Consider the following 21,839-nt stretch of genomic DNA (forward strand, 5'->3'; position numbering starts at 1 on the left):
CAGTATTAAGAAGTCAGGAATGCGTGGAGCTATTAGTGGCGGCCCACGTGTGCTTCCTTACGCATGCGCTCAACCATATGTGGATAGTGCAGCTCGAAGGCTGGACGCTCGGAGCGGATACGTGGCATCGACGTGAAGTTGTGTCGTGGTGGTGGGCATGAGGTCGCCCACTCGAGGGAGTTGCCGTAGCCCCATGGGTCGTCTACGGTGACAACCTCGCCGTAGCGCCAGGATTTCACGACGTTCCAGATAAATGGCAATACGCTCATTCCAAGGAGGAAGGAGAATACTGTGGAAATCTGGTTGAGGGTGGTGAAACCATCAGAATCGAGGTAGTCGGCGTAGCGGCGGGGCATACCCATATTTCCTACCCAGTGCTGGATGAGGAAGGTGCCGTGGAAGCCAACGAAGGTTAGCCAGAAGTGCACCTTGCCTAGTCGCTCATCAAGCATGCGACCGGTCATCTTGGGGAACCAGAAGTAGACGCCTGCACAGGAGGCGAAGACGACGGTTCCGAAGAGGGTGTAGTGGAAGTGGGCAATGAGGAAATAAGACTCAGCAAGGTGGAAGTCCAGTGGTGGGGAGGCAAGCATAATGCCGGTGAGGCCACCGAAGAGGAAGGTAACGAGGAAGCCGACCGACCAGAGCATCGGGGTCTCCCACGTGATGTGGCCACGCCACATAGTGCCGAGCCAGTTCACAAACTTCACACCGGTAGGAACCGAGATGAGGAAGGTCATAAAGGAGAAGAAGGGCAATAGGATTGCACCGGTGACGAACATGTGGTGAGCCCACACAGCCATCGAGAGCGATCCGATCGACAGGGTAGCAAAGACCAAACCGATATAACCGAACATTGGCTTGCGGGAGAAAACAGGGAGAATCTCTGAGATAACGCCGAAGAATGGCAGCGCCAGCACATAAACCTCGGGGTGCCCGAAGAACCAGAAGAGGTGCTGCCAAAGAACAGCTCCGCCATTACCTGGGTCATAGATATGTCCACCCAATTTGCGGTCATAGAGAACGCCAAGTGCAGCGGCCAGAAGCAGCGGGAAGATCATAAGTACAATGACGGACGTCACGAAGACATTCCAGCAGAAGATTGGCATGCGGAACATCGTCATGCCCGGTGCGCGCATGGTCAAAATAGTGGTGACCATATTAATAGCGGATGCAACGGTACCAACACCGGTTGCGCCCACACCCACGATCCACATATCGGTACCAAGACCTGGGGAGTGGATGGAGTCAGCAAGGGGTAGGTACATTGTCCACCCGTAGTCAGCTGCGCCGCCTGGGGTGAGGAAACCTGCCATCATGGCAACCACACCGATGGTGGTAATCCAGAAACCGAAAGCGTTCAGGCGTGGGAAAGCCACGTCTGGAGCCCCAATCTGGAGCGGCAAAATATAGTTAGCAAAGCCCCACACAATTGGGGTACCAAATGCCAGCAACATAATTGTGCCGTGCATGGTAAATAGCTGGTTGAACTGCTCATTGGATAAGAATTGGAGCCCTGGGGTAAAGAGCTCGGCACGAATAAGCAAGGCCATAAAGCCACCGACGAAGAACCACACGAAAGACATGATGATGTACATAATGCCTAGTAGTTTGTGATCCGTGGTGGTCAGCATGGACCATGCGAGCGTGCCAATTCGCGCACCCCCAGTGGGTGCGGGACGAGTGGGCTGGGAGTAGTTCTCCTGCCGTGGCACCACTGCGGTCATACGATCCTCCTGACTTCGTTTAAGATGCGAGCGAGTTTCCTGCGAGTGCATCTATAAAAAATGTCGTACACTATCCGTGTCCAACACTGAAAAATCTACCGGCCCCATAAAAAAGAGACTAGTTTCACTTCTACACTACCGACTATTGCACTGGTGGGGAAATATTTTTTAATCCCCAAACGCGTAGCATCGTCGATGAACGGGGATTATAAGCAAAAAGATGTGATCTGCGACATCAAAGTTATCAAGGTGTGCCCTTCTCTCAGGCGAGAATGCGACGGTCAGTGCCCCCATTCAACGTCAAACAAAAGGATGATCAGCTCCGCTCATAACAAGCATCACCTGACTTTTGCCGAGGCCGTACTCAATGAGTGGCGGTGAGAGTCTGTGGTAAGTGGCGGTGAAAGACTGTGGTAAACGACGTGGTGCCACATCATCCGACGGGAGCGACGACTGAGCCTCGCTAAACCCCGGCTTTCCGATGGCTGAGCTGAGGTGAGCTGACACCACCGCGATCACGCTTAACCTGTACAAGTCCATATATGGGATAGTTCCCGACACAACGAAACTCAAACCTCCATGGTCACCTCCGAGATAGTCCCCATCCATTACGGATTACTTACGCCTTTTACCACTCGCGCCCTCAGTATTCTTAGAGGGGGGCGCTTAGAGTTCAATAACGCACCCCCCGTCAAGAAGCGGCCACCTGATTACCAAGGGGAACTTGGAGCGACCCCGGGCATCGATTTTCTATCATCCCCCCACATGTGGACAACGGCAGTTATTTTTTAAACGAAAAAGCCGTAGGCCTCAAGGGATCGCTACTTCCTTTAGACCTACAGCTCAAGGCGATACTCGTGCTTAGAAGTCCCAGTCGTCGTCAGTGGTATTCTCAGCCTTGCCAATGACATAGGAAGAACCTGAGCCGGAGAAGAAGTCATGGTTCTCATCGGCATTGGGCGACAAGGCGGACAGGATTGCTGGGGACACCTGGCATTCGTCGGTAGGGAACATCTGCTCGTAACCGAGGTTATTCAGGGCCTTATTGGCGTTATAACGCAGGAAGCGTCGCACATCCTCGGTCCATCCCAATGGATCGTAGAGATCCTCGGAATACTGAATCTCGTTTTCGTAGAGTTCTAGCAGCATTTCGATGGTGTATTCCTTCAGTTCTGCCTGACGCGCAGGAGTCTGCTTGGCCAGCAGTCTCTGGTACTTATAACCGATATAGTAGCCGTGAACGGCCTCATCACGAATGATCAGACGAATGATATCGGCAGTATTGGTCAACTTCGCATGAGAAGACCAATACATGGGCAGATAGAATCCGGAGTAGAAGAGGAAAGACTCCAGCAAGGTGGAGGCGATCTTCTTCTTCAGCGGATCTTCGCCCTCGTAATACGTCATAATGATCTTGGCTTTGCGCTGGAGGTTCTCATTTTCCTCCGACCAGCGGAATGCATCATTTATCTCACGGGTGGACGAGAGCGTCATGAAGATATTGGAATAGCTCTTAGCGTGCACTGACTCCATGAAAGCAATATTGGTCAATACGGCCTCTTCATGCATGGACTGGGCATCTTTGAGCATGGAAACCGCACCAACGGTTCCCTGGATGGTATCGAGCAACGTTAGGCCTGCGAATACCCGCATGGTGGTCTGCTTCTCAAGGTCATTGAGGGTTGCCCAGCTCTTGAGATCATTAGAAACAGGGACCTTTTCTGGCAGCCAGAAGTTACCAGTGAGACGATCCCACACTTCTTTATCCTTCTCATCAGGGATGGTATTCCAGTTGATGGCAGATACGGGATCTTGGTGGGTGGCGAAGAATTGTTCTTCTTCCTTATGCAAGTGCATAGCACTCCTTCTTATATATGCGAGGTGGTGTGCGATTCTTTCAACCCATAGTGCCACAGTCCATATGGTTGCTGTTTGTGGTCTTAACCACCAGACAATTATGTGATTTTAGTCACGCAACTTAATGGCTGCTAAAATAGGTTGGACTTAGTTAAACCGCGCGGGATTATTTAGTTAGACCCTATTAATGGGGAGTTTTTATAAGGTTAAGCAGCATATTTAGATCTCCGTGAATATTTTCGGCCATTTTCATTACGGTAGCCTTATTTAGGATTGCCCAACCAAATACGAGGCCAGAAAACCTAGTTAAGCTGGGCTAACCTTCGCTGACAAGATGAATCAATCACTTTAAGCTGTGATTCATGAGTATTAATCCACAACTTGCAACTGCCTTGAACGAACAGATCACCATGGAGCTTGAAGCATCGATGGTTTATCTGCAAATGTCCTATATCACCGACGATCTCAGCCTTCCCGGCATGACCTTATGGTTAAAGAAGCAACACACCGAAGAGCTCGAGCACGCCGAGAAATTTGCTCAGCACCTCCTCGATCGCGACTACACGCCGCAGATTGGCGATATTAATCCTCCCAAGGTCGATGCCTCGAGCCCACTGGAGATTTTCGAACTCGCCCTCGCCCATGAGCAAAAGGTAAGTGCGTCGATACGCGAACTTGCGATCTTAAGCGATTCGATTCACGATTTCGAATCTCGACCACTCCTTAATACCTTCGTTACCGAGCAGGTTGAAGAAGAAGCCTCCGTGAGAGAGATCCTCGATCGCCTCCGCCTGGCCGGTGAAGGTCTTGGCGTCCTCTATATCGACGATGAGCTTTCCAAGCGTTAAGTTATTCCTTCATCTGGTTGAACCCCGAGAGTATCTCTCGGGGTTTTCCCGTTAGAGCATGCAGGAAACGCAGCCCTCAACCTCGGTTCCTTCGAGAGCGACTTGACGCAGCCGGATATAGTACAAGGTCTTGATCCCCTTACGCCACGCGTAAATCTGAGCACGGTTGATATCGCGGGTCGTCACCGTATCCTTGAAGAAAAGGGTGAGCGATAATCCTTGGTCGATATACTTGGTGGCCACCGCGTAGGTATCAATGACCTTCTCGAAGCCGATCTCATAGGCATCCTGGAAGTACTCCAAGTTGTCGTTATCCATATGGGGTGCTGGATAGTAGACGCGACCGATCTTGCCCTCTTTACGGATCTCAATCCTCGAGGCAATAGGGTGAATCGACGAGGTGGAGTTATTGATATAGGAAATGGACCCTGTTGGTGGAATAGCCTGCAGATATCGGTTATAAATACCGTGTTCCATCACCTCAGCCCTAAGCTCTGCCCACTGTTCAGCGGTCGGAGTCTCAATCGAGGAATTGTCAAAGAGTTCTTGGACCCGAGCGGTACGAGGAGCAAAATCTTGAGGATCAAAGCGATCGAAGTAGGCACCCGAGGCATAGTCCGACGTCTCGAAGCCCACGAAAGCATGTCCGCGATCTTTTGCCAGCTGATTCGAAGCCTTCAAGCAGTGGTAGAGCACCGCTGCAAAATAAGCGTTGGTGAAATCAAGAGCCTCTTCCGACCCATACTGAATACGCTCACGGCCGAGATAACCGTGGAGGTTCATTTGCCCTAAGCCAATCGCGTGGGCGTCATCATTACCCTTGCGTATCGACGGTACGGAATCAATCTTGGTCTGCTCACTCACAGCGGTCAGCGCCCGAATGGCCGATTCTACGGTTTGGCCAAAATCGGGTGAATCCATGGTCATGGCAATATTCAAAGAGCCAAGGTTACAGGAAATATCCTGACCAATATGCTCATAGGTGAGGTCGTCGTTGAAGACCGATGGTGAATTGACCTGCAGAATTTCTGAGCAGAGATTGGACATATTAACGCGGCCCTCAATGGGGTTGGCTGCGTTCACGGTGTCCTCATACATGATGTATGGGTAGCCGGATTCGAACTGAATCTCCGCCAAAGTCTGGAAGAATTCCCGGGCATTGATCTTCTTTTTGCGGATCCGAGGATCCTCGACCATCTCTTGGTAGTGTTCGGTCACCGAAATATCGCCGAAGGCCTTGCCATAGACCCGCTCCACGTCATAGGGCGAGAAGAGGTACATATCATCATTGCGCTTGGCAAGATCGAAGGTGATATCCGGGATCACGACGCCCAAGGAGAGGGTCTTAATGCGGATCTTCTCATCGGCATTCTCGCGCTTGGTATCAAGGAAGTTCAAAATATCGGGGTGGTGCGCATTCAAATACACTGCCCCCGCACCCTGGCGAGCACCAAGCTGGTTGGCATAAGAGAAGGCATCTTCGAGCAACTTCATCACGGGGATAACACCGGACGATTGGTTCTCAATATGCTTAATCGGAGCACCTGATTCGCGCAGATTCGATAGCAGCAGGGCCACCCCACCTCCGCGCTTCGAAAGCTGCAGCGCGGAGTTGATCGAGCGACCAATCGATTCCATATTGTCTTCAATGCGCAATAGGAAGCAAGAGACTGGCTCGCCACGTTGAGCCTTACCCATATTCAAGAAGGTAGGGGTAGCTGGCTGGAAGCGACCGGAAATAATCTCATCAACCAAATGCGAAGCTAGCTCTTTGTCACCGTCGGCAAGCGCGAGGGAGACCATGCACACGCGGTCCTCGAAGCGCTCGAGGTAACGAGCACCGTCGAAGGTCTTTAGAGTATAGGACGTGTAGTACTTATAGGCACCGAGGAAGGTTTGGAAGCGGAATTTGTGGGCATAGGCCTGCTTGAATAACTCCTTAATGAAAGCGAAATCATATTTATCCAGAACCGCCGGGTCGTAGTACTTATTTTCCACCAGATACCGCATCTTTTCCTCGAGATCGTGGAAGAAGACGGTATTGCGGTTAACGTGCTGCAGGAAGAATTGATTAGCAGCCTGGCGGTCTTTATCAAACTGAATTTTATGGTCACTGCCATAAAGGTTCAGCAGCGCATTGAGCGCATGGTAGTCGAGTTGCTCATCGCGGGATGCGGGCTCGGCAACCTTGGATCCAAGATTCTCTGACACGATAGCTCGTGGTTCCTTTGCTTGTGAGGGGCTTGCCAAAAGAATATTCTGCAAGCGTGGAGGGTGATTAGGCCATAAAAGTAGCGCCCCCGCTCGTTCGTATTATGTGTAGGAGGGGCGCCGTGGACGTATCTCGATGACTTAGGCAGCTGCGAGGAGGTTCGCAATACGCTCGGGGCGATAGCCCGACCAGTGATCTTCACCATCGACCATCACGACGGGAGCCTGGAGGTAACCGAGCGATAGGACATAATCGCGAGCCTCGTCGTCGATGGAGATATCAACCGTCTCATAATCCAGACCAGAGCGGTCAAGAAGCTTCTTGGTAGCAACACACTGCATACACGCTGGCTTGGTATAAAGAGTGATAGACATCGTAAGAATTTTCCTTATTCATTAACGGGCATAAAGGCTGCGGATCACTGCCCCAATTCTTTCACTGGTTACCCTGTGGGCCTTATTGACCAGTGACTTACTGACAGGAACCAACACTATACTTAGTGGTAAAATAACGCAAATGGCACAACATATAGTAGTTACAGCCATGGAATTCCCAGCTGGGCAGGTCCGCTTCCACCATATATAGTCCTCCATGAGAGCCGGACCCCTCACCCGTTGGAGCCGGGGATTTCAGCCCCTTCAACATCCGTGCAGCTCAGTGGAGAAAATGCGGAAAATTAATTTTTTTATCCCCTCCACCCCCTTTACCCCCTTTGTCTGAGAGATGGCCTAACACATAAAAAAATCCACCCCTTAGAGTTCTAAGGGGTGGATAAATATAGGACTATTAGCCCTGACGAGCCTTAAAACGTGGCTCTTTCTTATTGATCACATAAACTTTGCCGCGACGGCGCACAACCTGAGCACCCGGCTTGTTCTTCAGCGACCGAAGGGACTTACGAACCTTCATCGGGCGCTCCTTTCTGCTTGAGGATGAGTCAGGCGCACTAACTCGTCACATCTTAAATAAGACTAGGCCAATTCCTTGAGAGAAGGCGTATATAAAAGCCAGTCATGACACGGAGAATCATATTAGCCCATCAGCTGTGGATTATCCAAACCTTTCCCTCCACCTTAAGAGATCAGCCACACCGAAAAAGCGCTAGTATTAGGCCCATGAATCCCGATGATATTCGCAAGCGTCTCCATACCCAGCCTGTGATTAGGCCAGCAGAGGAAATAGCGATCCGCGTAAACTTCCTCCTCGATTACCTCAAGGCCACGCATACCCGCGGCTTCGTCCTCGGTATCTCAGGGGGCCAAGATTCCACCCTAGCTGGCAAACTTGCCCAGCTCGCAGTAGAACGCGCTAGGGACGAAGGCCTCGACGCCGAATTTTATGCCCTCCGACTCCCCTACGGACACCAGGCTGATGAGCAGGATGCCCAGATCGCACTCGACTTCATCCAGCCCGACCATAGCCTCACCATCAATATCCAAGACTCAACTGATGCGCTCGCGGAAGCATGTGCTCAGGCGCTCGGCTTAGATAAGCTCGGGGATTTTAATAAGGGGAACCTTAAAGCTCGACAGCGCATGGCAGCCCAATACGCTCTCGCCGGAGAGCGTGGACTACTCGTTATCGGAACCGATCATGCCGCCGAAAACCTCACAGGTTTTTATACAAAATTTGGCGACGGCGCCGCGGATATACTGCCCATCTTCGGCCTCTCCAAGAACCAAGGGGCAGCGCTTCTTCAGGAGCTGGGTGCGCCAGCATCCACCTGGAAGAAGATTCCCACTGCGGACCTCGAAGACGACCGACCAGGACTGGCCGACGAAGAAGCCCTAGGCCTGAGCTATAAGGACATCGATACCTTCGTTCAAGGCACTGGTGAGGTCAGCCCTGCGGCGCTCGAGCGCATCATGCATCTCTGGCAGATCGGCGAACACAAACGCCACTTACCCGTTACCCCTTATGATCTGTGGTGGCGTTCGTCAACAGGCACTGCCTAAGCCAGCACCTTAAGGGTGGTATACGCGGCTCGCATCAGCTCTGGGGCATAGCTAGGGCCGTGAGTGAAGGTATGCACTGCAAGGGGATGCAGTTGGTGGAGTGAGAGCATGCTGCGGAAGTTTTCAGGCAGCGCAGTGATCTTTTGGTAACCAGCGAAAAATTCTTCGAGATACGGGCACCCAAATAACTCCAGCATGGCCAGGTCCGTCAGTGGGTGACCACCGTGGGCTGCGGGATCGATTAAGAAGGGGCCGTGGGTGCCAAAAATCAGATTTCCATTCCACAGATCACCATGAATCCGAGCGGGAGCGATCGTAGGCCACTGTATCTGCTCGACTTTTTCTAAAACTGTCGCGAGCACAGCCTCATCGCGTGTGCTCAGATTGCCACTGGCTACCGCTTGAATAACGAAGGGCCACACCCGTTGGCGGCAGTAAAACTCAGCCCAGTCTGCCGTCGGCTGAGCTGACTGTCGCTGGGTGCCAATATAGATATCCCCTTCCCACCCAGGTGGCGGAGCCCCAAAAGCGGGCGCACCCAAGGCGTGAATACGAGCAAGCTCCTGCCCGGCGCGCCAAGCCATCAATGCGCTAGGCGATGTGTGCTCGATATATTCGGTAGTGATGCTAATATTGTCCACCTCGAGAACCTCGACGACCGCGGAGCTGCCCTCTCTCAGCCATATCAGCCCTTTTGCTTCGCACTGAGGAGCGCCGGCGAGGTGCGGTGCGACGGTTTTTTTAAAACCTGACATCTAGTAGCGTTCCGGTTCAGCACCCAGGGCAAAGGCGCGACCGCTCAGTGACGTGATGGTCATGCGGACGAAGTTGTACTTTAAGGTGGGCACCCATGGTTGTAGCGCGAGAGTATCGGCGTGCTGGATCTCTTTAGTATCTCGAAGGACGTGCGCATGTCCGCGGGCCACGACTGACCACGCATGGGTTTCGGTTACCTCATCAACTTCAAAGAGCACATCGGAATTAAGCGCGATACTAAAGAGTTTGGCTCCTTCTGCGGTGCGGAAGTAGAGATCGCCAGCATCGAGAACATAGTTGATGGGGAAGATATCCATATCAGCGTGCCGACGCACCACAATGCGGCCTAGGCGCTGCCCTGCGAGCTTTTCAAGGCACTCGTTTTGGCTGAGGATATTCACGGGTCCTGCTGGCATATTTTCCCCTTCGAAAGCGGATACGGTAGGTTTGCTTGCGTGAATAAGTGGATGCTCTTCGCCCTGGCGATTGTGTGCGAGGTATCAGCGACGCTGCTGCTCAAAGCAGCTGCTTCCTTTACTATTTTATACGTCTTGGTAGCTCTGGGATATACGATTTCTTATAGTGCGCTCACTATTCTCCTCAAACGGGGTGTACCGCTAGGCGTAGCCTATGGAATTTGGGGCGCTGCGGGCGTTGCTCTCACGGCCATTTTGGGATCCTGGATATATGGCGAGCAGCTCTCATGGCTCAGCTCGGTGGGCATCGTTATTATTATAGGCGGGATTGTGCTGGTGGAATTCGGTCATCCCCGAGAAATTCAGGTGGCCTAGGTTCATGTTCTGGTACCTGTTTGGAGCAATTTGTGCCGAAGTTGCCGCCACATTGAGTTTGAAAGCGGCCACCGCTCGACCGCGCTTTTTTCTTATCGCTGTCGCGGGCTATATCCTTGCCTTCACCCTTCTTTCGGGGGCATTGCAGCACGGTATGCGTATCGGAGTGGCCTATGGAATATGGACTGCTTGTGGAGTTGCAGCCACTGCAATTCTGTCACGCATTATTTTCCACGAACATCTCACCCGCACCATGTCTATGGGGATAGCCCTCATCGCACTCGGAGTTCTACTCGTCGAGTTAGGTAGCGGCTAGTAGCTGAGGCCACCCGCCCGCTGCAGCGCGGCCACCAGCGGTGGGTCGACAAATTCGTGATCGTCAACAAACCGTTGTAGTAATTCTTCCTTATTGTCTGCCCAGTAGCTAGCATCAATACGCGTGCGACTGAGTTGTACTGCTTGATCGACGAAGGTCTCCATCTCTTGGCCAATCCAGGCCCACACCAAATCCGTCTCGTTGACAAATACAGTGGTGAATTTATCCGGCTTGGGATCGAGGGAGCCAATCAGATGGCGCTTTTTCTCAAATTCTCGCACGCTTCGAACAGCCGCGGGCGATTGCAGCAGAGTTTGAAGTTGTTGATACGGATCTAGCATGACATTTCCTTTCGACGCCGCCACACACAAACCACTGCGACGATCGCTGCGAGTAGAACGGTGAGTAAGGCGGAACCAATATAAAGTGCCCGCATCCACCACAATGGGCTCAGGCCCGCCTCAAAATAGGCTAGCTCAGTCCACTGCACGGTGCTGACCATCGGCAGGACCATGAGGGCCACGAGCGCCGCACTGCAGAAGGCAGCACACTGTTCACTCAGCTCACGTACCCATCTATTGGCTATACGGGCTGATAGTCGCATAGTGAGCCGCCATAGCGCGTCGAGAATGCTCAAGACCATAGGTACCACCCAAACCCAGTGGTGCTGCCAGGAAAAAGGTGACACCAGTGTGGCACCATAGCCTGCAATTCCTAGTGCAAGAGAACGATTATCAAGTTGGATCGCCGCCCACATTCCCGCTATCACCACTGCGAGGACTATAGCTGTCAGAACTACTAAGAGTGCTCCGCCCTCGACTCCGAAGGCGCGTAGCAGCATTCCGCGTAGCGATTGGGCACCGGGGTTATTGAGATCGCCAACGCGACTGGAATCAAAGATCGCCCACGTCCAGAATATATGGGCATCTGGAACCAAGAGGTAGCCAATCAGGACTGTGAATCCAAAGACAGCAATGCTAGTGAGCGCCGCCCACCAGCGCTTTTGCATAAGGAAAACGAGACCAAAAAAGGCGGGAGTCAGCTTTACTCCCGCAGCGAGCCCTACTCCTGCACCGCCCAATAGTGAGCTGCGACGAAGAAAATCGGTACTAACGAGAAGCATCAGGAAGATATTGATTTGGCCGAAGAGAAAAGTGCTGCGTATCGGCGCGAGAGCGAAGAAGGCGATGCTGATCAAGGCCACGAGAATCCCAGTGGGGAAATCCAGGCGGTAGCCGCGCTCCTGAAATACGGCTATAACCACTGCGACTAGCGCTGCCGCCGAAAAAAATTGCCAGACCACCAGAGTTGATAATTCAGGAAATGCCGCCAGCCGTGCAAAGAGAGCACCGGCGAAGGGCGGATAGGTAAACGGTAAATCGAGAACTAAATTACCGGCGTATAAGTCCTGCCCTTCTCGAAGCGCCTGCCCAGCAAGATAGTAGACCCGAAAATCCACGGGAATCTGGAAGAGGTTGACATAATAAGTCATATTCTCCGCCGAAAGATTAACCGACAGTACCCGCCATGCGGCTATAAAGGATAGAGCAATGAGAGTGGCAATCCCTGGGATGCGCGGCCTTACTGGTGGAGAGGGCATATTCACAGTGTGACAGTGTAGTTCACTTAAGCGCGGAGCACAGCAGCACAGGTTGAAATAGCGGCAAACTGGTGGTCGTGCTACCGCTTCAATGTAGGTTAAATGTACCAGCGCAAGAGAAACGCTCCCCTTAGCACTTAACTGCTGGGTTAGGTAGCCACTAGCGACCATAACAATAGACCACACCACGTGTCAGATGCATATTAACGCATATGCTCTCACTGCTAGGAAGATGGTGGAAACGCGGTATTTTAGTAGGTTTATCGTTGCTATTCATCGCTCGCGCGTTTTGTTATCACTTATTAGTTAAGTATTTACACAGCGCACGAGAACGTTCACTAAAGCGGATTTTAGAACAGGTACCATAAATCCCCTTTATCACATCTCGGATATTATTAGCCCGCGTCTGAGGGGTTTTATTGTGTCAAGACATGCACACGGTCAGGGAAATATTGGCGTGGCCGTCCGCACTCTGGGTCACCTTGATATATGGGCCCTGAATTGACCCAGCAAGGTTGACGAGCTGACCCCTGCTTCCATAGCAAATATGCTTCATGCGGTTTAGCTGAATTAAAACGCTCAAATACTCCCACTAGAGTTGGCCAGATTGACAGGATCTACATATACGATTTGGATCGCAATGAGTCCGCACACAGTCGGAATATCACGAAATTTCAACACACCCGCGCTAACGCGAGAACAGAATATCTGCTGCACTACTCCCACTCACGCGAAGAGTGGGCCACCGTCGACACCGGCAGGACCTAAGACGTATTCCTCGAACACGCGCCCACATCAGCCACTGGGCCTCTTAGCACCCATAACTACGGGCAGGCAGGATTTTGTGATAGGTGAGTTGTTTCTCGATCAAGATGCAATCCACCTACCCGCAATGATTCCTAGATCAAGAGATAGGCTCCTAGAGATCCTGGGATGACAACCGACATGGCTGCCGCTATGACAATCACAGTTGTGCTTGTGAGCCGTAGCCTGTGGCTTTACGACGACAATCAGCCCGCTCAAGTAACTTTCGCAGCGGTGAATAATAGGGGCCCAATTTCCCTCAGCCATGTCACAGCTTTTCTTTTCAACTGGCTCTACATTGAAGAACGCGCACGAGTCGACGCTTCACCAGCCGTGCGTGACTGCATATACAACTCAAGAAACCCTCACAACCTTCTTACTGAGGGGGATGTTCGGTTCTGTCAGAATGGCGTCGACCTTCTCCAAAAAAGTGCCAATACGGCTCGCACGGACCTTCCCATACACCTGCGTGATCATATTCCGATCAAAATATAACCAAGCAGCTTCCCGATCCCCTACAGGGGCGCACCTTGGCCCGCCAGACGAGTAACCAGCCAGATCTCGCCACGGTGGGGGTCGATTTCAGTAGTGACGCCCGCTTTCACTTGTGGGGGTCTGCCAGTACCTCGAGGTGTACGTGTTGCCCTATTATTGACTCGTCGAAACAATGGACGTCCTACTCAACGCGCCCGACCACTCCAGCACCTCCGGGTTTTGTCGCTCGCTGATTTCACGCTCAACAGCACGCGCGGAAGCACCTGTGAGCCCTCTAGAGGCTTGCTGGTTGAATGTTTTGGAGAGGTAAGCACGGTTGATTATTTCCCACCAGCAGTGAATATCGCCGATAGCAATCTCGGCTATCATCAGCCCTGCCAAGCGGATAATGTTCGGGGTTTTAATCGCCTGGGGTAGCGGCGACGTGACACGGTTGACAGTCACTTTCTTGTGGATCCACAGAGTGCACTCTTTCAGCGGTTTGAGCTGTATGCCAAGTGATTCTTAAGAGGCGTTGAGCCAATTCTCTGGCGGTGGGGTTTGCGGTCGGTGTGGTGAGATCGTTGCGGGTTGTGGAGAGGGCTGTGCGTGGAGCTCGATGAGCTATTCTTCTTCGGCGTTCCATGCGGTGGCTTAGTGTTTAGTTTTTAAACATTTCACGGCGTCACAGCATACACCCTCGTGGTGGTAGCGGGCGCGCAAAGGGTGGCCATAGGGTGTGTTTCTTGCCGGATTTTTGAGGTCATTTTAGGGCCATTCTAGGGCCACTAGGGCCATTTTAGGGACGGATCGGGGCGGATTGGACTACCCTCGAGCGACCATAACCCCAGCTAGACAGCAAAAAACCCAGCTACTCAAAGTAGCTGGGTTTTCCTTCGGTGGAGCTAACGGGATTCGAACCCGTGACCCCCACACTGCCAGTGTGGTGCGCTACCAGCTGCGCCATAGCCCCATTGTTCATGCGAACGAATTTTAGGCTACCTGATGGTCTCCAGCACTACCAAATCGCGAGTTCAAGCTGTGCTTATACTTCTCCAAAAAGCAAAGATCCGCATAGTTTCACCCATGCGGACCCTTAGCTCAAGACCATTACTTAATTAAGCGTGGCCATTCGAAGATATCGTCGCCAACCTCTTTGCCGTCAATGAAGACACGGGGGGAGGAAACTTTGCCGCTTACTTTTTCTAGCTTCTCGGAGTTAGCGGTTGCCATAGCCACGTATTCATCACTGAGATCCTGGGATTCGATCTGCTTAGCGGTGGATGCTTGCGCGCCGAAGCCTTCAGCGATAGTAGCCATGCGAGCGGCGTCCCATACCCCGTAGATCTTTTCTTGATCTTCTAGGAGCTTCTTACGAAGATTCCAGTAGGCCTGGGAGTCTCCAGCCTTCGCTGCGGTGTAGGCAGAAGTGCCGGCGAGGGTGGAGTGGCCAGCCTGGCCGCGGTCGAGGAAGTTGAGCGAGCGGATATGCACGACGATCTTGCCTTCTTCGACGAGTTTCTTCATGTCCTCATCTGTAGAAGTTGCCAATTTTCCGCAGAAGGAGCAAGAGAAGTCCTCATAGATCTCAATATTTTGAGCGTCCGGCGTGGTGGCGTCCGATGTCAAAACGACGGCATTGTCTTCCACGGTGGTAGTGATATTTACGGGCTCGACATCCGCGGCGAGTTTTTCTTTTTCCGCGTTATTGCCGCTAACAACTATATATCCAACAACTGCGATCGCTATGGCAACTAGAGCCACGATCGCCCAGATAAAGCCACTGCTATTCTCGTTGGGATTTTTAATTTTATTACTCATCAAGCCTTCTTGACTCACTTGTATCCGAATATGTTAAAAGGGTGCTCTCTAGGGGTAGATGGCGAATCGTTTATAGGGAAAGACCATTACCCAAATTGACATGGCCACGAAGACCACGTCGCGTAGCAGCGTGGTGACATAGCTCATTCCGCCATCGGCAAGGTCAGCGTCACCGAAGCATCCGCAATCGATCACGAGTCCACGGTACCAAGCTTGGGCGATCCCGATCATAAAGAAGATCAAAACTATGAGGGATATCTTCGCTGCTTGCCTGATAAAGATTCCGACTAAGAGAATGAGCCCGCCAGCGATCTCCACAGGACCAATAATCTGCCCGAGGAAGTAGGACCAGTCTGGGGTGAAGATTTCATAGGCCATAATATTTTGGGCCTCGGTCATGGGTTTACCAATTTTGGTTAGCCCAGCGAGAATCCATACCGCTGCTAGCCCAAAGCGAGCAAGTGCGCTGATGATGTCGATAACCTTTGAACGGGTGTCATCTCCCGCTAAGATGCCGTTTTCTAGGAGCATAGTCACTTAGTCTATCCATCTTTGCGTATAAAAGCTCACCTGAACTATTGCAACCTACTGCCCGTAGCCCTTATTTGTAGGGCCACGGGCAGTAATTCGTTTAGCTCTCTAATACTTTTTTCACCAGCGCACGAGCTTCGTCCTGCATGAGTGCGAGGTGATCTTCGCCCAAGAAGCTCTCGGCATAAATCTTGTACTTATCTTCGGTACCGGAGGGGCGGGCCGCAAACCACGCGTTTTGGGTGCACACCTTAAGTCCTCCCAATGGTGCACCGTTGCCTGGAGCCGAGACCAATTTCGCGGTGATTTTCTCGCCAGCGAGTTCAGTGGCACTCACTTGTTCAGGCGAGAGCGCCTTAAGAAGAGCCTTTTGTTCGCGGTTGGCCTCAGCATCTGTTCGTGCATAATGCGGGGCGCCGAATTTTTGGGCAAGCTCTGCATAGCGTTGCGACGGAGTTTTGGAGGTAACCGCAGTGATTTCGGCGGCCAAAAGGTCAAGAATGAGACCATCCTTATCGGTCGACCACACGGTACCGTTGTGGCGCAAGAAGGAAGCGCCGGCGGATTCTTCGCCACCAAAGCCAACTGAGCCGTCGATCAGACCCGGAACGAACCACTTAAAGCCCACCGGAACTTCAATGAGTTTCTTATCCAAATCTGCCACAACCCGGTCGATCATAGACGACGATACGAGGGTCTTCCCCACGGCGTCAGTGCCCCAGTGCGGGCGGTGGGTATAGAGGTAGTCAATGGCAACAGCTAAGTAGTGGTTCGGATTCATCAGTCCAGCATCGGGGGTGACGATACCGTGGCGATCAGCGTCGGCGTCGTTGCCGGTAGCGATATCGTATTTATCGCGGTTATGCACCAAGCTGGCCATCGAATGTGGTGAGGAGCAGTCCATACGGATTTTGCCATCAGTATCAAGAGTCATAAAACGCCAGGTGGGATCCACAATGGGGTTTACTACGGTGAGATTCAACCCGTGGACCTCAGCGATACGCCCCCAGTAGTCCACCGAGGCACCACCCATAGGATCAGCCCCAATGGTCAGACCAGATTGCTTGATAGCCTCAATATTGATCACATTGGGCAGGTCCGCAATATAATGATTGAGGTAATCAAAACGCTCTGCTCGCGGATCGAGGACGCCCGATACGCTTACTCTGCGGATGTCTTTAAGGTCATTACGCAGAATATCGTTGGCGCGCTGCGCGATCCAATCAGTGGCATCGGTATCAGCAGGCCCACCATTAGGTGGGTTATATTTGAAGCCACCATCACGAGGCGGATTGTGCGAAGGAGTAATCACAATTCCGTCGGCGCGCTTGGGGTCCAAGCCCGTAACCCCACCTGGCAGATTGGCGTTATGAGCCAAGATCGCATGCGAGACGGCTGGGGTGGGGGTAAAGCGACCACGGTCATCAACGCGCACGGGGATATCGTTGCCGATTAAAACCTCCAGGGCCGATACCATCGCAGGCTCGGAGAGTGCGTGGGGATCACGGCCGATATAAACGGGGCCACCGATATGGTGAGCCTGGCGGTAATCCACGATGGCCTGGGTCGTGGCAAGAATATGGGCCTCATTAAAGGCGGTATCAAAGGACGATCCGCGGTGCCCGGAGGTCCCGAACGCAACCTGTTGATCAGGGTCACTCACGTCTGGGGTGCGGGTGTAGTACGCGGTGACAAGCCCCGCGATATCGACAAGGTCTTCTGGCTGGGCTACTTGGCCAGCGCGTGGGTGAGCCATTGCTGTTACTCCTTCTGTGGACAGTTGTGTCCTCATTATCTTAGCGCTAAATCATGCTCGATCCACCCGATGTACAATCACTGCCATGAATCGTGGCCTGCATATAACCCATAAATTTTTCGGCCTCACCATCCTCGCGGGACTTGGTGCTGGACTAGGCGCGAGTGCCCGCGCGTTGGTCTTCTCCCTCGGTTCTGGGCCGGAGCTACTCCTCGTGATCAATATTCTCGGGTGTCTCGCTATGGGCCTGAGCAATCCCCGCAACGAAAACCTGCGCGCCTTCTTCGCCGTAGGAATTCTCGGTGGCTTTACGAGCTTTTCGGCCTTCGCTGGCTTCACCGCCCATCTGCCCCTCCCCCAGGCCTTCGGCTACTGTCTGATAACGATCTCAACGTGCCTCCTCGCCTGGTTTGCCGGCACAAGTGTGTCCCAGAGGGTGAGCGTATAATGCTCACGGTCTTTTTTGCTGCCTGCTGTGGTGGGGCGCTCCGCTATGTGCTTTCTCGTCTCCTTCCCAGCCCAGCTGGCACCTATCTGGCGAATAGTTTGGCCTGCCTTGCAATAGCTCTGAGTGCCGCGAGCGGATTCGCCTGGGTGATCAGTGTTGGATTTGCTGGAGCACTCTCTACGTGGTCGACCCTCGCGAAGGAATTGGGAACTATGCTCGAAGGCGGTAAGTCTCTCCTCTTTGTCGGTTATCTTCTTATAACCCTCATTACAGGCCTGGGCCTCATCGCCCTTAGTTAATGTGAGATCGCATCGAGCGGCGGCGTTGTACTGGCGCGCTGGGCTGGCCAGATCGCGGCGAGCACACCTACGAGTCCAGAGCCTATGAGGATGATCATTAATGTTCCATAGGGCACGGATATGGTTTCGAGCCCCTGCGAGCCTAGAACTTTTAGGAAGGACCATCCGAGCCCGAGGCCCACAATCATTCCGATGATGGAGCCGTAGATCGCTATCTGCACACTCTCGATGGTAATCATCAGCCGCACTTGGTTGCGATGTGTACCGACAGCGCGCAGCATACCAATTTCCTGCCGACGCTCAATGACATTAAGTGCCAAGGTATTGATAATGCCTAGCACCGCGACAATAATACTTAGGCCAAGGAGTGCATAGAGGATATACATCATTTGGTTGATTAAACCTGCTTGGGCGCCGGCATATTCTTGGGCATTCATCACCCGCACCACGAGGTATTTTTCCACGGCTTGTTCGAGATCGGCTCGCAAGGAGCGCTGTGTTACGCCTTCTTTGCCCATCAGAAGCACCTGAGCCAGATTGTCATTTTCATAAGCGGGGGTATCAATGATTGTGGCTTCAGACAGGACAACATCGTCGAGAATGCGGTTGTCTCCATAAGTTCCAGTCAGCTCAGCGCGCGCTAAGATCTGGCCCTCTTGGTCGTAGATATTCACGGTATCGCCTATGGCTAATCCGCGCTCTTGAGCATAGGACTCGCGGGCGATAAAAGTCCCAGCTTGGGAGAGATCAAACCTTCCCTGCGGATTCTTTAGTCCCACGACGTCCTCAAGATCGCCATTGGCCATAAAAGTGATGGGAAAGCCCCTCAGCGCCGCCAGACCGGTGGGTGAATCGTCTAGGGAGACTTTGGCATAGGATACTGCTACCGCTTGATCAATACTATCCAGAGCTTGAATATCTGCGTAGGCATTCGTCGGCACTGGGAATCTCATGGCACTAGGACCCTCTAATACGAAATCAGCGGTGACTTCTGAATTCACCAGATCTTCAATACTGTCGTGCATGGAGGCGCTCAACATCCCAATAGCAGTGACAAGCGCCATACCGAGAGTCAGAGCGAAAGCGGTGGTAGCCGTGCGCTTAGGATTGCGGCGAGAATTGGTGGCGGCTAATTGTCCAATAGCTTTAAAGGGGCGAGCTATAACCCGGCCCAGGGCACCCACGAGAGGGATGGACAGTGCCGGCGACGCCATGAAGACGCCACCAATGACAGCAAAGGCGCCAATACCTACGCCAATCGCACGAGTTTTAGTCGCGTAGCTATCAGCATCGACAAGCGCGCCAGCGAAGGCTAACGCCATGCCCGCAGCGAGCAAGAGAAGACCTAAGATCGTACGTGTTTTAAGGGAGGTTGCAGTTGAGCTTTCCGTGGTCCGCATAGCTTCCACGGGGCGGACGGCCCCAGCACGGCGAGCGGGTGCCCAAGCACTTATAACAGTCACGACGATACCAAGCACGATGGGGAAAGCAATCGCGGATGCCCCAAGGCCAGTTGTGCCTGCAGCGATAGGCATACCCAGTCGTCCAAGGGTGAATTGGATGGCCTGAACTAATCCCATACCGGCGAGCACACCGAGAAGGGATCCGACGATACCGACCAGAATAGATTCGATGACCACCGTGGATGTCAGTTGCCTTCTGGAACACCCTAGGGCTCGTAACAGAGCGAATTCTTTGAGACGCTGAGCCACGATCATGGCAAAGGTATTGGCAATAATAAAGGAACCGACCAGGAGGGCGATCATGGCGAAGGCCACAAGGAAATAGTTAACAAAACTCAGCGCATCTGCAACGGACTCAGAAATGCCGCGTGCTAATTCTTGGGCTGAGGCGTAGCCGTATTCGGGGTAGGTTTGCTGAAGATAGTCAATTAGCTCACTGCCGCGTTTTACGTCTCCCGATATTAAGGCCGCGGGGATGAAAATGCCACCTAGATACGTATCGATATAGACGTCTTCGGCTTGAAGTAATAATACGCCGGTACTGAGGTCCACTGCGCTCGAAGCGGGTTGGTAGATGCCGGTGATTTGATAACTACGCTGGCCTTCAGGATCAACAACAATGACCTCATCACCTATGGCAATATCATAATCGTTGGCGGCGGCACGGTTGATAGCTACGCCGTTGTCACGAGGGAGTTCTCCCTCTAGGAGAGTATTGCCGAGGCCTACAGCCTGTTCGGTGTCGTACCAGGGACTGATGGTAGATTGCGCGGAGCGAGTCTGGAAGGGTCGTCGTTGAGCATCAGCAACCACCACGGTGGTTGCGCCCTGTACCGTGACCCCAGCGATCTGCGGATCTTGGCGGAGCGTAGACAGCATATCTACCTTGATTCCCGTAATACCGGAGGTTCCAGCACCAGGTGCAAAAAGGTTGGCCCCCACCATAGCTCCAGGGTTGGGATGCATGACTACGTCCACGTCGGCGAATAGATCCTCCACTGCTGAGTCGAAGACCTTTTCCAATGAGTTTGTGAACATCATCGACCCAGCCACGAAGGAGGTACCGAGGATCACGGCCACCACTGTGAGGGCAAGACGAAGTTTATGTGCAACAACTGTGCGCCAACTCATACGCAGGAGGGTTTGCGAACCTGAGGGACGCGGGGCGCTATGCTTGCCCATCGGTATCCTCCAAAGTACCCATGACTGCGAAAATCTCTTCAGCACTCGGGCTGTTCAGCCGTGTCCGGATTTCTCCATCGGATAGGAAAATGACCTCGTCGGCATATTTCGCCGCGCTGGGGTCATGGGTCACGATCACCACAGTCTGGCCAAATTCATCGACCGCACCGCGCAAAATCCCGAGGACCTCCCGAGAAGCATTGGAATCAAGGTTGCCCGTGGGTTCGTCGCCGAAAATAATATCGGGGCGCGCAACCAGAGCACGTGCGCAAGCGACGCGCTGCTGCTGTCCTCCGGAAAGCTCGGCAGGACGGTGTCCTAAACGATCGACGAGGCCTAACCGTGAGGTCACGGTGTGAAACCAATTGTGGTCCACCGGTTTGCCCGCTATATCGAGCGGAAGAGTGATGTTTTCTGCAGCGGTTAATGTGGGAACTAAGTTGAAGCTCTGAAATATAAAACCGATGCGATCACGTCTTAAATTCGTCAGTCCCTTATCATCGAGCTGCGATAGATCGGTATCCCCAATATAGGTCGAGCCCCCAGAGATGCTATCCAACCCGGCCATGCAATGCATCAGCGTAGATTTCCCGGAGCCGGAAGGCCCCATAATGGCCGTAAACTGCCGTTGTGGGAATTCGATGGATATAGAATTCACTGCAGTAACTTGAGTGCTGCCTGATCCATAGGTCTTGGTCAGGTTATGTGCACGTGCAGCTGGGGTGGTTTGCATTTGGTTCCTCTTCCCTCAAACACTACAAAGCCTACCCACCCCAGACTACCCCAACCCCCACACACACCCCACACACACAAAAAAAGGGGGAGGGGTTGCGCACAAGCACACAGCCTGCACACAACCCCTCCCCACCATCTTAAGTTTTAGGTCGGCGGTGACTTACTCTCCCACAAACTCCCGTTTGCAGTACCATCAGCGCTACCAGGCTTAGCTTCCGGGTTCGGAATGGGACCGGGCGTACCCCTGACGCAATAACCACCGAC

The 21,839-nt window shown here is 52.8% G+C and carries 22 protein-coding genes, 1 tRNA gene and 1 rRNA gene; 7 read left to right on the forward strand and 17 right to left on the reverse strand.

The features are described 5' to 3' along the window. Window positions 1–32: 32 nt before the first annotated feature. Together ctaD and nrdF are read right to left on the reverse strand one after the other, a co-directional pair. Window positions 33–1,727 carry an aa3-type cytochrome oxidase subunit I gene (ctaD, locus tag N7326_RS08950; RefSeq protein WP_259080123.1) on the reverse strand — a complete coding sequence of 565 codons (1,695 nt, stop codon included), beginning with the start codon at window positions 1,725–1,727 and terminating at the stop codon, window positions 33–35. Between the two features lie 861 nt (window positions 1,728–2,588). Further along, entirely contained in the window at window positions 2,589–3,584 is a 996-nt protein-coding gene (gene nrdF / locus N7326_RS08955; RefSeq protein WP_259080118.1) for a class 1b ribonucleoside-diphosphate reductase subunit beta, read from the reverse strand. A gap of 362 nt (window positions 3,585–3,946) precedes the next feature. On the opposite strand from nrdF, the gene N7326_RS08960 reads away from it, so the two are divergent. Further along, entirely contained in the window at window positions 3,947–4,432 is a 486-nt protein-coding gene (locus tag N7326_RS08960; protein WP_259080116.1) for a ferritin, read from the forward strand. Between the two features lie 51 nt (window positions 4,433–4,483). Here N7326_RS08960 and nrdE read toward each other — a convergent pair whose 3' ends face one another. From nrdE to ykgO, 3 genes are all read right to left on the reverse strand, one after another. Then, window positions 4,484–6,643, reverse strand: coding sequence for a class 1b ribonucleoside-diphosphate reductase subunit alpha (gene nrdE, locus N7326_RS08965; protein ID WP_259080114.1), 2,160 nt, complete (start codon window positions 6,641–6,643; stop codon window positions 4,484–4,486). A gap of 141 nt (window positions 6,644–6,784) precedes the next feature. Beyond that, window positions 6,785–7,018 (reverse strand): glutaredoxin-like protein NrdH, encoded by a 234-nt coding sequence (gene nrdH / locus N7326_RS08970; RefSeq protein ID WP_259080112.1) that lies wholly within the window; start codon window positions 7,016–7,018, stop codon window positions 6,785–6,787. Between the two features lie 412 nt (window positions 7,019–7,430). After that, window positions 7,431–7,553: a type B 50S ribosomal protein L36 gene (gene ykgO, locus N7326_RS08975; protein ID WP_005511141.1), complete on the reverse strand. Its 123-nt coding sequence runs from the start codon at window positions 7,551–7,553 to the stop codon at window positions 7,431–7,433. 206 nt (window positions 7,554–7,759) lie between these two features. On the opposite strand from ykgO, the gene nadE reads away from it, so the two are divergent. Next, window positions 7,760–8,599: an ammonia-dependent NAD(+) synthetase gene (nadE, locus tag N7326_RS08980; RefSeq protein ID WP_259080095.1), complete on the forward strand. Its 840-nt coding sequence runs from the start codon at window positions 7,760–7,762 to the stop codon at window positions 8,597–8,599. Here nadE and N7326_RS08985 read toward each other — a convergent pair. Both N7326_RS08985 and N7326_RS08990 read right to left on the reverse strand, forming a co-directional pair. Next, a complete protein-coding gene (locus N7326_RS08985; protein WP_259080059.1) occupies window positions 8,596–9,354 on the reverse strand; it encodes a fructosamine kinase family protein in 759 nt (252 codons plus the stop codon). The two genes, nadE and N7326_RS08985, sit on opposite strands and share 4 nt — an antisense overlap. Further along, complete coding sequence (locus tag N7326_RS08990) at window positions 9,355–9,771, reverse strand: pyridoxamine 5'-phosphate oxidase family protein (protein WP_259080058.1); 417 nt, start codon at window positions 9,769–9,771, stop codon at window positions 9,355–9,357. 39 nt (window positions 9,772–9,810) lie between these two features. Here N7326_RS08990 and N7326_RS08995 point away from each other — a divergent pair, with 39 nt between their 5' ends. After that, window positions 9,811–10,146: a DMT family transporter gene (locus tag N7326_RS08995; protein ID WP_259080056.1), complete on the forward strand. Its 336-nt coding sequence runs from the start codon at window positions 9,811–9,813 to the stop codon at window positions 10,144–10,146. A gap of 4 nt (window positions 10,147–10,150) precedes the next feature. Beyond that, window positions 10,151–10,462, forward strand: coding sequence for a DMT family transporter (locus N7326_RS09000; RefSeq protein ID WP_259080054.1), 312 nt, complete (start codon window positions 10,151–10,153; stop codon window positions 10,460–10,462). Here N7326_RS09000 and N7326_RS09005 read toward each other — a convergent pair. Then, the gene (locus N7326_RS09005) at window positions 10,459–10,803 is read right to left on the reverse strand and encodes a hypothetical protein (RefSeq protein WP_259080052.1); all 345 of its coding nucleotides are present in this window, start codon (window positions 10,801–10,803) and stop codon (window positions 10,459–10,461) included. The two genes, N7326_RS09000 and N7326_RS09005, sit on opposite strands and share 4 nt — an antisense overlap. Then, on the reverse strand, window positions 10,797–12,062 hold the full coding sequence (locus tag N7326_RS09010) for a glycosyltransferase 87 family protein (protein ID WP_259080260.1): 1,266 nt from the start codon (window positions 12,060–12,062) through the stop codon (window positions 10,797–10,799). Before N7326_RS09010 ends, N7326_RS09005 begins: the two co-directional genes overlap by 7 nt. 933 nt (window positions 12,063–12,995) lie before the next feature. On the opposite strand from N7326_RS09010, the gene N7326_RS09015 reads away from it, so the two are divergent. Then, window positions 12,996–13,361, forward strand: a complete 366-nt coding sequence (locus tag N7326_RS09015; RefSeq protein WP_263088540.1) for a hypothetical protein — start codon at window positions 12,996–12,998, stop codon at window positions 13,359–13,361. 153 nt (window positions 13,362–13,514) lie between these two features. Here the strand turns inward: N7326_RS09015 and N7326_RS09020 are convergent, their stop codons facing one another. The 5 genes from N7326_RS09020 to pgm form a co-directional block, all read right to left on the reverse strand. Beyond that, window positions 13,515–13,805: a hypothetical protein gene (locus N7326_RS09020; protein WP_259080047.1), complete on the reverse strand. Its 291-nt coding sequence runs from the start codon at window positions 13,803–13,805 to the stop codon at window positions 13,515–13,517. 435 nt (window positions 13,806–14,240) lie between these two features. Continuing rightward, window positions 14,241–14,313, reverse strand: a tRNA-Ala gene (locus tag N7326_RS09025). A gap of 137 nt (window positions 14,314–14,450) precedes the next feature. Then, the gene (locus N7326_RS09030; RefSeq protein ID WP_259080045.1) at window positions 14,451–15,161 is read right to left on the reverse strand and encodes a DsbA family protein; all 711 of its coding nucleotides are present in this window, start codon (window positions 15,159–15,161) and stop codon (window positions 14,451–14,453) included. A 48-nt stretch (window positions 15,162–15,209) separates the two neighbouring features. After that, window positions 15,210–15,692, reverse strand: a complete 483-nt coding sequence (locus tag N7326_RS09035; RefSeq protein ID WP_259158771.1) for a DoxX family protein — start codon at window positions 15,690–15,692, stop codon at window positions 15,210–15,212. Between the two features lie 100 nt (window positions 15,693–15,792). Continuing rightward, on the reverse strand, window positions 15,793–17,448 hold the full coding sequence (pgm, locus tag N7326_RS09040) for a phosphoglucomutase (alpha-D-glucose-1,6-bisphosphate-dependent) (protein ID WP_259080043.1): 1,656 nt from the start codon (window positions 17,446–17,448) through the stop codon (window positions 15,793–15,795). An 85-nt stretch (window positions 17,449–17,533) separates the two neighbouring features. Here pgm and N7326_RS09045 point away from each other — a divergent pair, with 85 nt between their 5' ends. Continuing rightward, complete coding sequence (locus tag N7326_RS09045) at window positions 17,534–17,896, forward strand: CrcB family protein (protein ID WP_263088541.1); 363 nt, start codon at window positions 17,534–17,536, stop codon at window positions 17,894–17,896. Then, a complete protein-coding gene (locus N7326_RS09050) occupies window positions 17,896–18,195 on the forward strand; it encodes a FluC/FEX family fluoride channel (protein WP_259080031.1) in 300 nt (99 codons plus the stop codon). The genes N7326_RS09045 and N7326_RS09050 overlap by 1 nt, the downstream gene beginning before the upstream one ends. On the opposite strand, the gene N7326_RS09055 is transcribed toward N7326_RS09050, so the two are convergent. The 3 genes from N7326_RS09055 to rrf all read right to left on the reverse strand — a co-directional run bounded on the left by N7326_RS09055 (window position 18,192) and on the right by rrf (window position 21,839). Continuing rightward, the gene (locus tag N7326_RS09055) at window positions 18,192–20,840 is read right to left on the reverse strand and encodes an ABC transporter permease (protein ID WP_259289653.1); all 2,649 of its coding nucleotides are present in this window, start codon (window positions 20,838–20,840) and stop codon (window positions 18,192–18,194) included. The genes N7326_RS09050 and N7326_RS09055 overlap by 4 nt on opposite strands. Further along, a complete protein-coding gene (locus N7326_RS09060) occupies window positions 20,827–21,573 on the reverse strand; it encodes an ABC transporter ATP-binding protein (protein WP_259158719.1) in 747 nt (248 codons plus the stop codon). The genes N7326_RS09055 and N7326_RS09060 overlap by 14 nt, the downstream gene beginning before the upstream one ends. Window positions 21,574–21,722: 149 nt before the next feature. Continuing rightward, window positions 21,723–21,839, reverse strand: a 5S ribosomal RNA gene (gene rrf / locus N7326_RS09065).

Source organism: Corynebacterium sp. ES2794-CONJ1, from assembly GCF_025660615.1.
Lineage (GTDB): Bacteria > Actinomycetota > Actinomycetes > Mycobacteriales > Mycobacteriaceae > Corynebacterium.

What these genes read in the sequence shown, in the direction of transcription:
- ctaD (WP_259080123.1), bottom strand. Translation starts at nt 1,727, where the DNA reads ATGACCGCAGTGGTGCCACGGCAGGAGAACTACTCCCAGCCCACTCGT.
- nrdF (WP_259080118.1), bottom strand. Translation starts at nt 3,584, where the DNA reads ATGCACTTGCATAAGGAAGAAGAACAATTCTTCGCCACCCACCAAGAT.
- N7326_RS08960 (WP_259080116.1), top strand. Translation starts at nt 3,947, where the DNA reads ATGAGTATTAATCCACAACTTGCAACTGCCTTGAACGAACAGATCACC.
- nrdH (WP_259080112.1), bottom strand. Translation starts at nt 7,018, where the DNA reads ATGTCTATCACTCTTTATACCAAGCCAGCGTGTATGCAGTGTGTTGCT.
- ykgO (WP_005511141.1), bottom strand. Translation starts at nt 7,553, where the DNA reads ATGAAGGTTCGTAAGTCCCTTCGGTCGCTGAAGAACAAGCCGGGTGCT.
- nadE (WP_259080095.1), top strand. Translation starts at nt 7,760, where the DNA reads ATGAATCCCGATGATATTCGCAAGCGTCTCCATACCCAGCCTGTGATT.
- N7326_RS08985 (WP_259080059.1), bottom strand. Translation starts at nt 9,354, where the DNA reads ATGTCAGGTTTTAAAAAAACCGTCGCACCGCACCTCGCCGGCGCTCCT.
- N7326_RS08990 (WP_259080058.1), bottom strand. Translation starts at nt 9,771, where the DNA reads ATGCCAGCAGGACCCGTGAATATCCTCAGCCAAAACGAGTGCCTTGAA.
- N7326_RS09000 (WP_259080054.1), top strand. Translation starts at nt 10,151, where the DNA reads ATGTTCTGGTACCTGTTTGGAGCAATTTGTGCCGAAGTTGCCGCCACA.
- N7326_RS09005 (WP_259080052.1), bottom strand. Translation starts at nt 10,803, where the DNA reads ATGCTAGATCCGTATCAACAACTTCAAACTCTGCTGCAATCGCCCGCG.
- N7326_RS09010 (WP_259080260.1), bottom strand. Translation starts at nt 12,062, where the DNA reads ATGCCCTCTCCACCAGTAAGGCCGCGCATCCCAGGGATTGCCACTCTC.
- N7326_RS09015 (WP_263088540.1), top strand. Translation starts at nt 12,996, where the DNA reads ATGACAACCGACATGGCTGCCGCTATGACAATCACAGTTGTGCTTGTG.
- N7326_RS09030 (WP_259080045.1), bottom strand. Translation starts at nt 15,161, where the DNA reads ATGAGTAATAAAATTAAAAATCCCAACGAGAATAGCAGTGGCTTTATC.
- N7326_RS09035 (WP_259158771.1), bottom strand. Translation starts at nt 15,692, where the DNA reads ATGCTCCTAGAAAACGGCATCTTAGCGGGAGATGACACCCGTTCAAAG.
- pgm (WP_259080043.1), bottom strand. Translation starts at nt 17,448, where the DNA reads ATGGCTCACCCACGCGCTGGCCAAGTAGCCCAGCCAGAAGACCTTGTC.
- N7326_RS09045 (WP_263088541.1), top strand. Translation starts at nt 17,534, where the DNA reads ATGAATCGTGGCCTGCATATAACCCATAAATTTTTCGGCCTCACCATC.
- N7326_RS09050 (WP_259080031.1), top strand. Translation starts at nt 17,896, where the DNA reads ATGCTCACGGTCTTTTTTGCTGCCTGCTGTGGTGGGGCGCTCCGCTAT.
- N7326_RS09055 (WP_259289653.1), bottom strand. Translation starts at nt 20,840, where the DNA reads ATGGGCAAGCATAGCGCCCCGCGTCCCTCAGGTTCGCAAACCCTCCTG.
- N7326_RS09060 (WP_259158719.1), bottom strand. Translation starts at nt 21,573, where the DNA reads ATGCAAACCACCCCAGCTGCACGTGCACATAACCTGACCAAGACCTAT.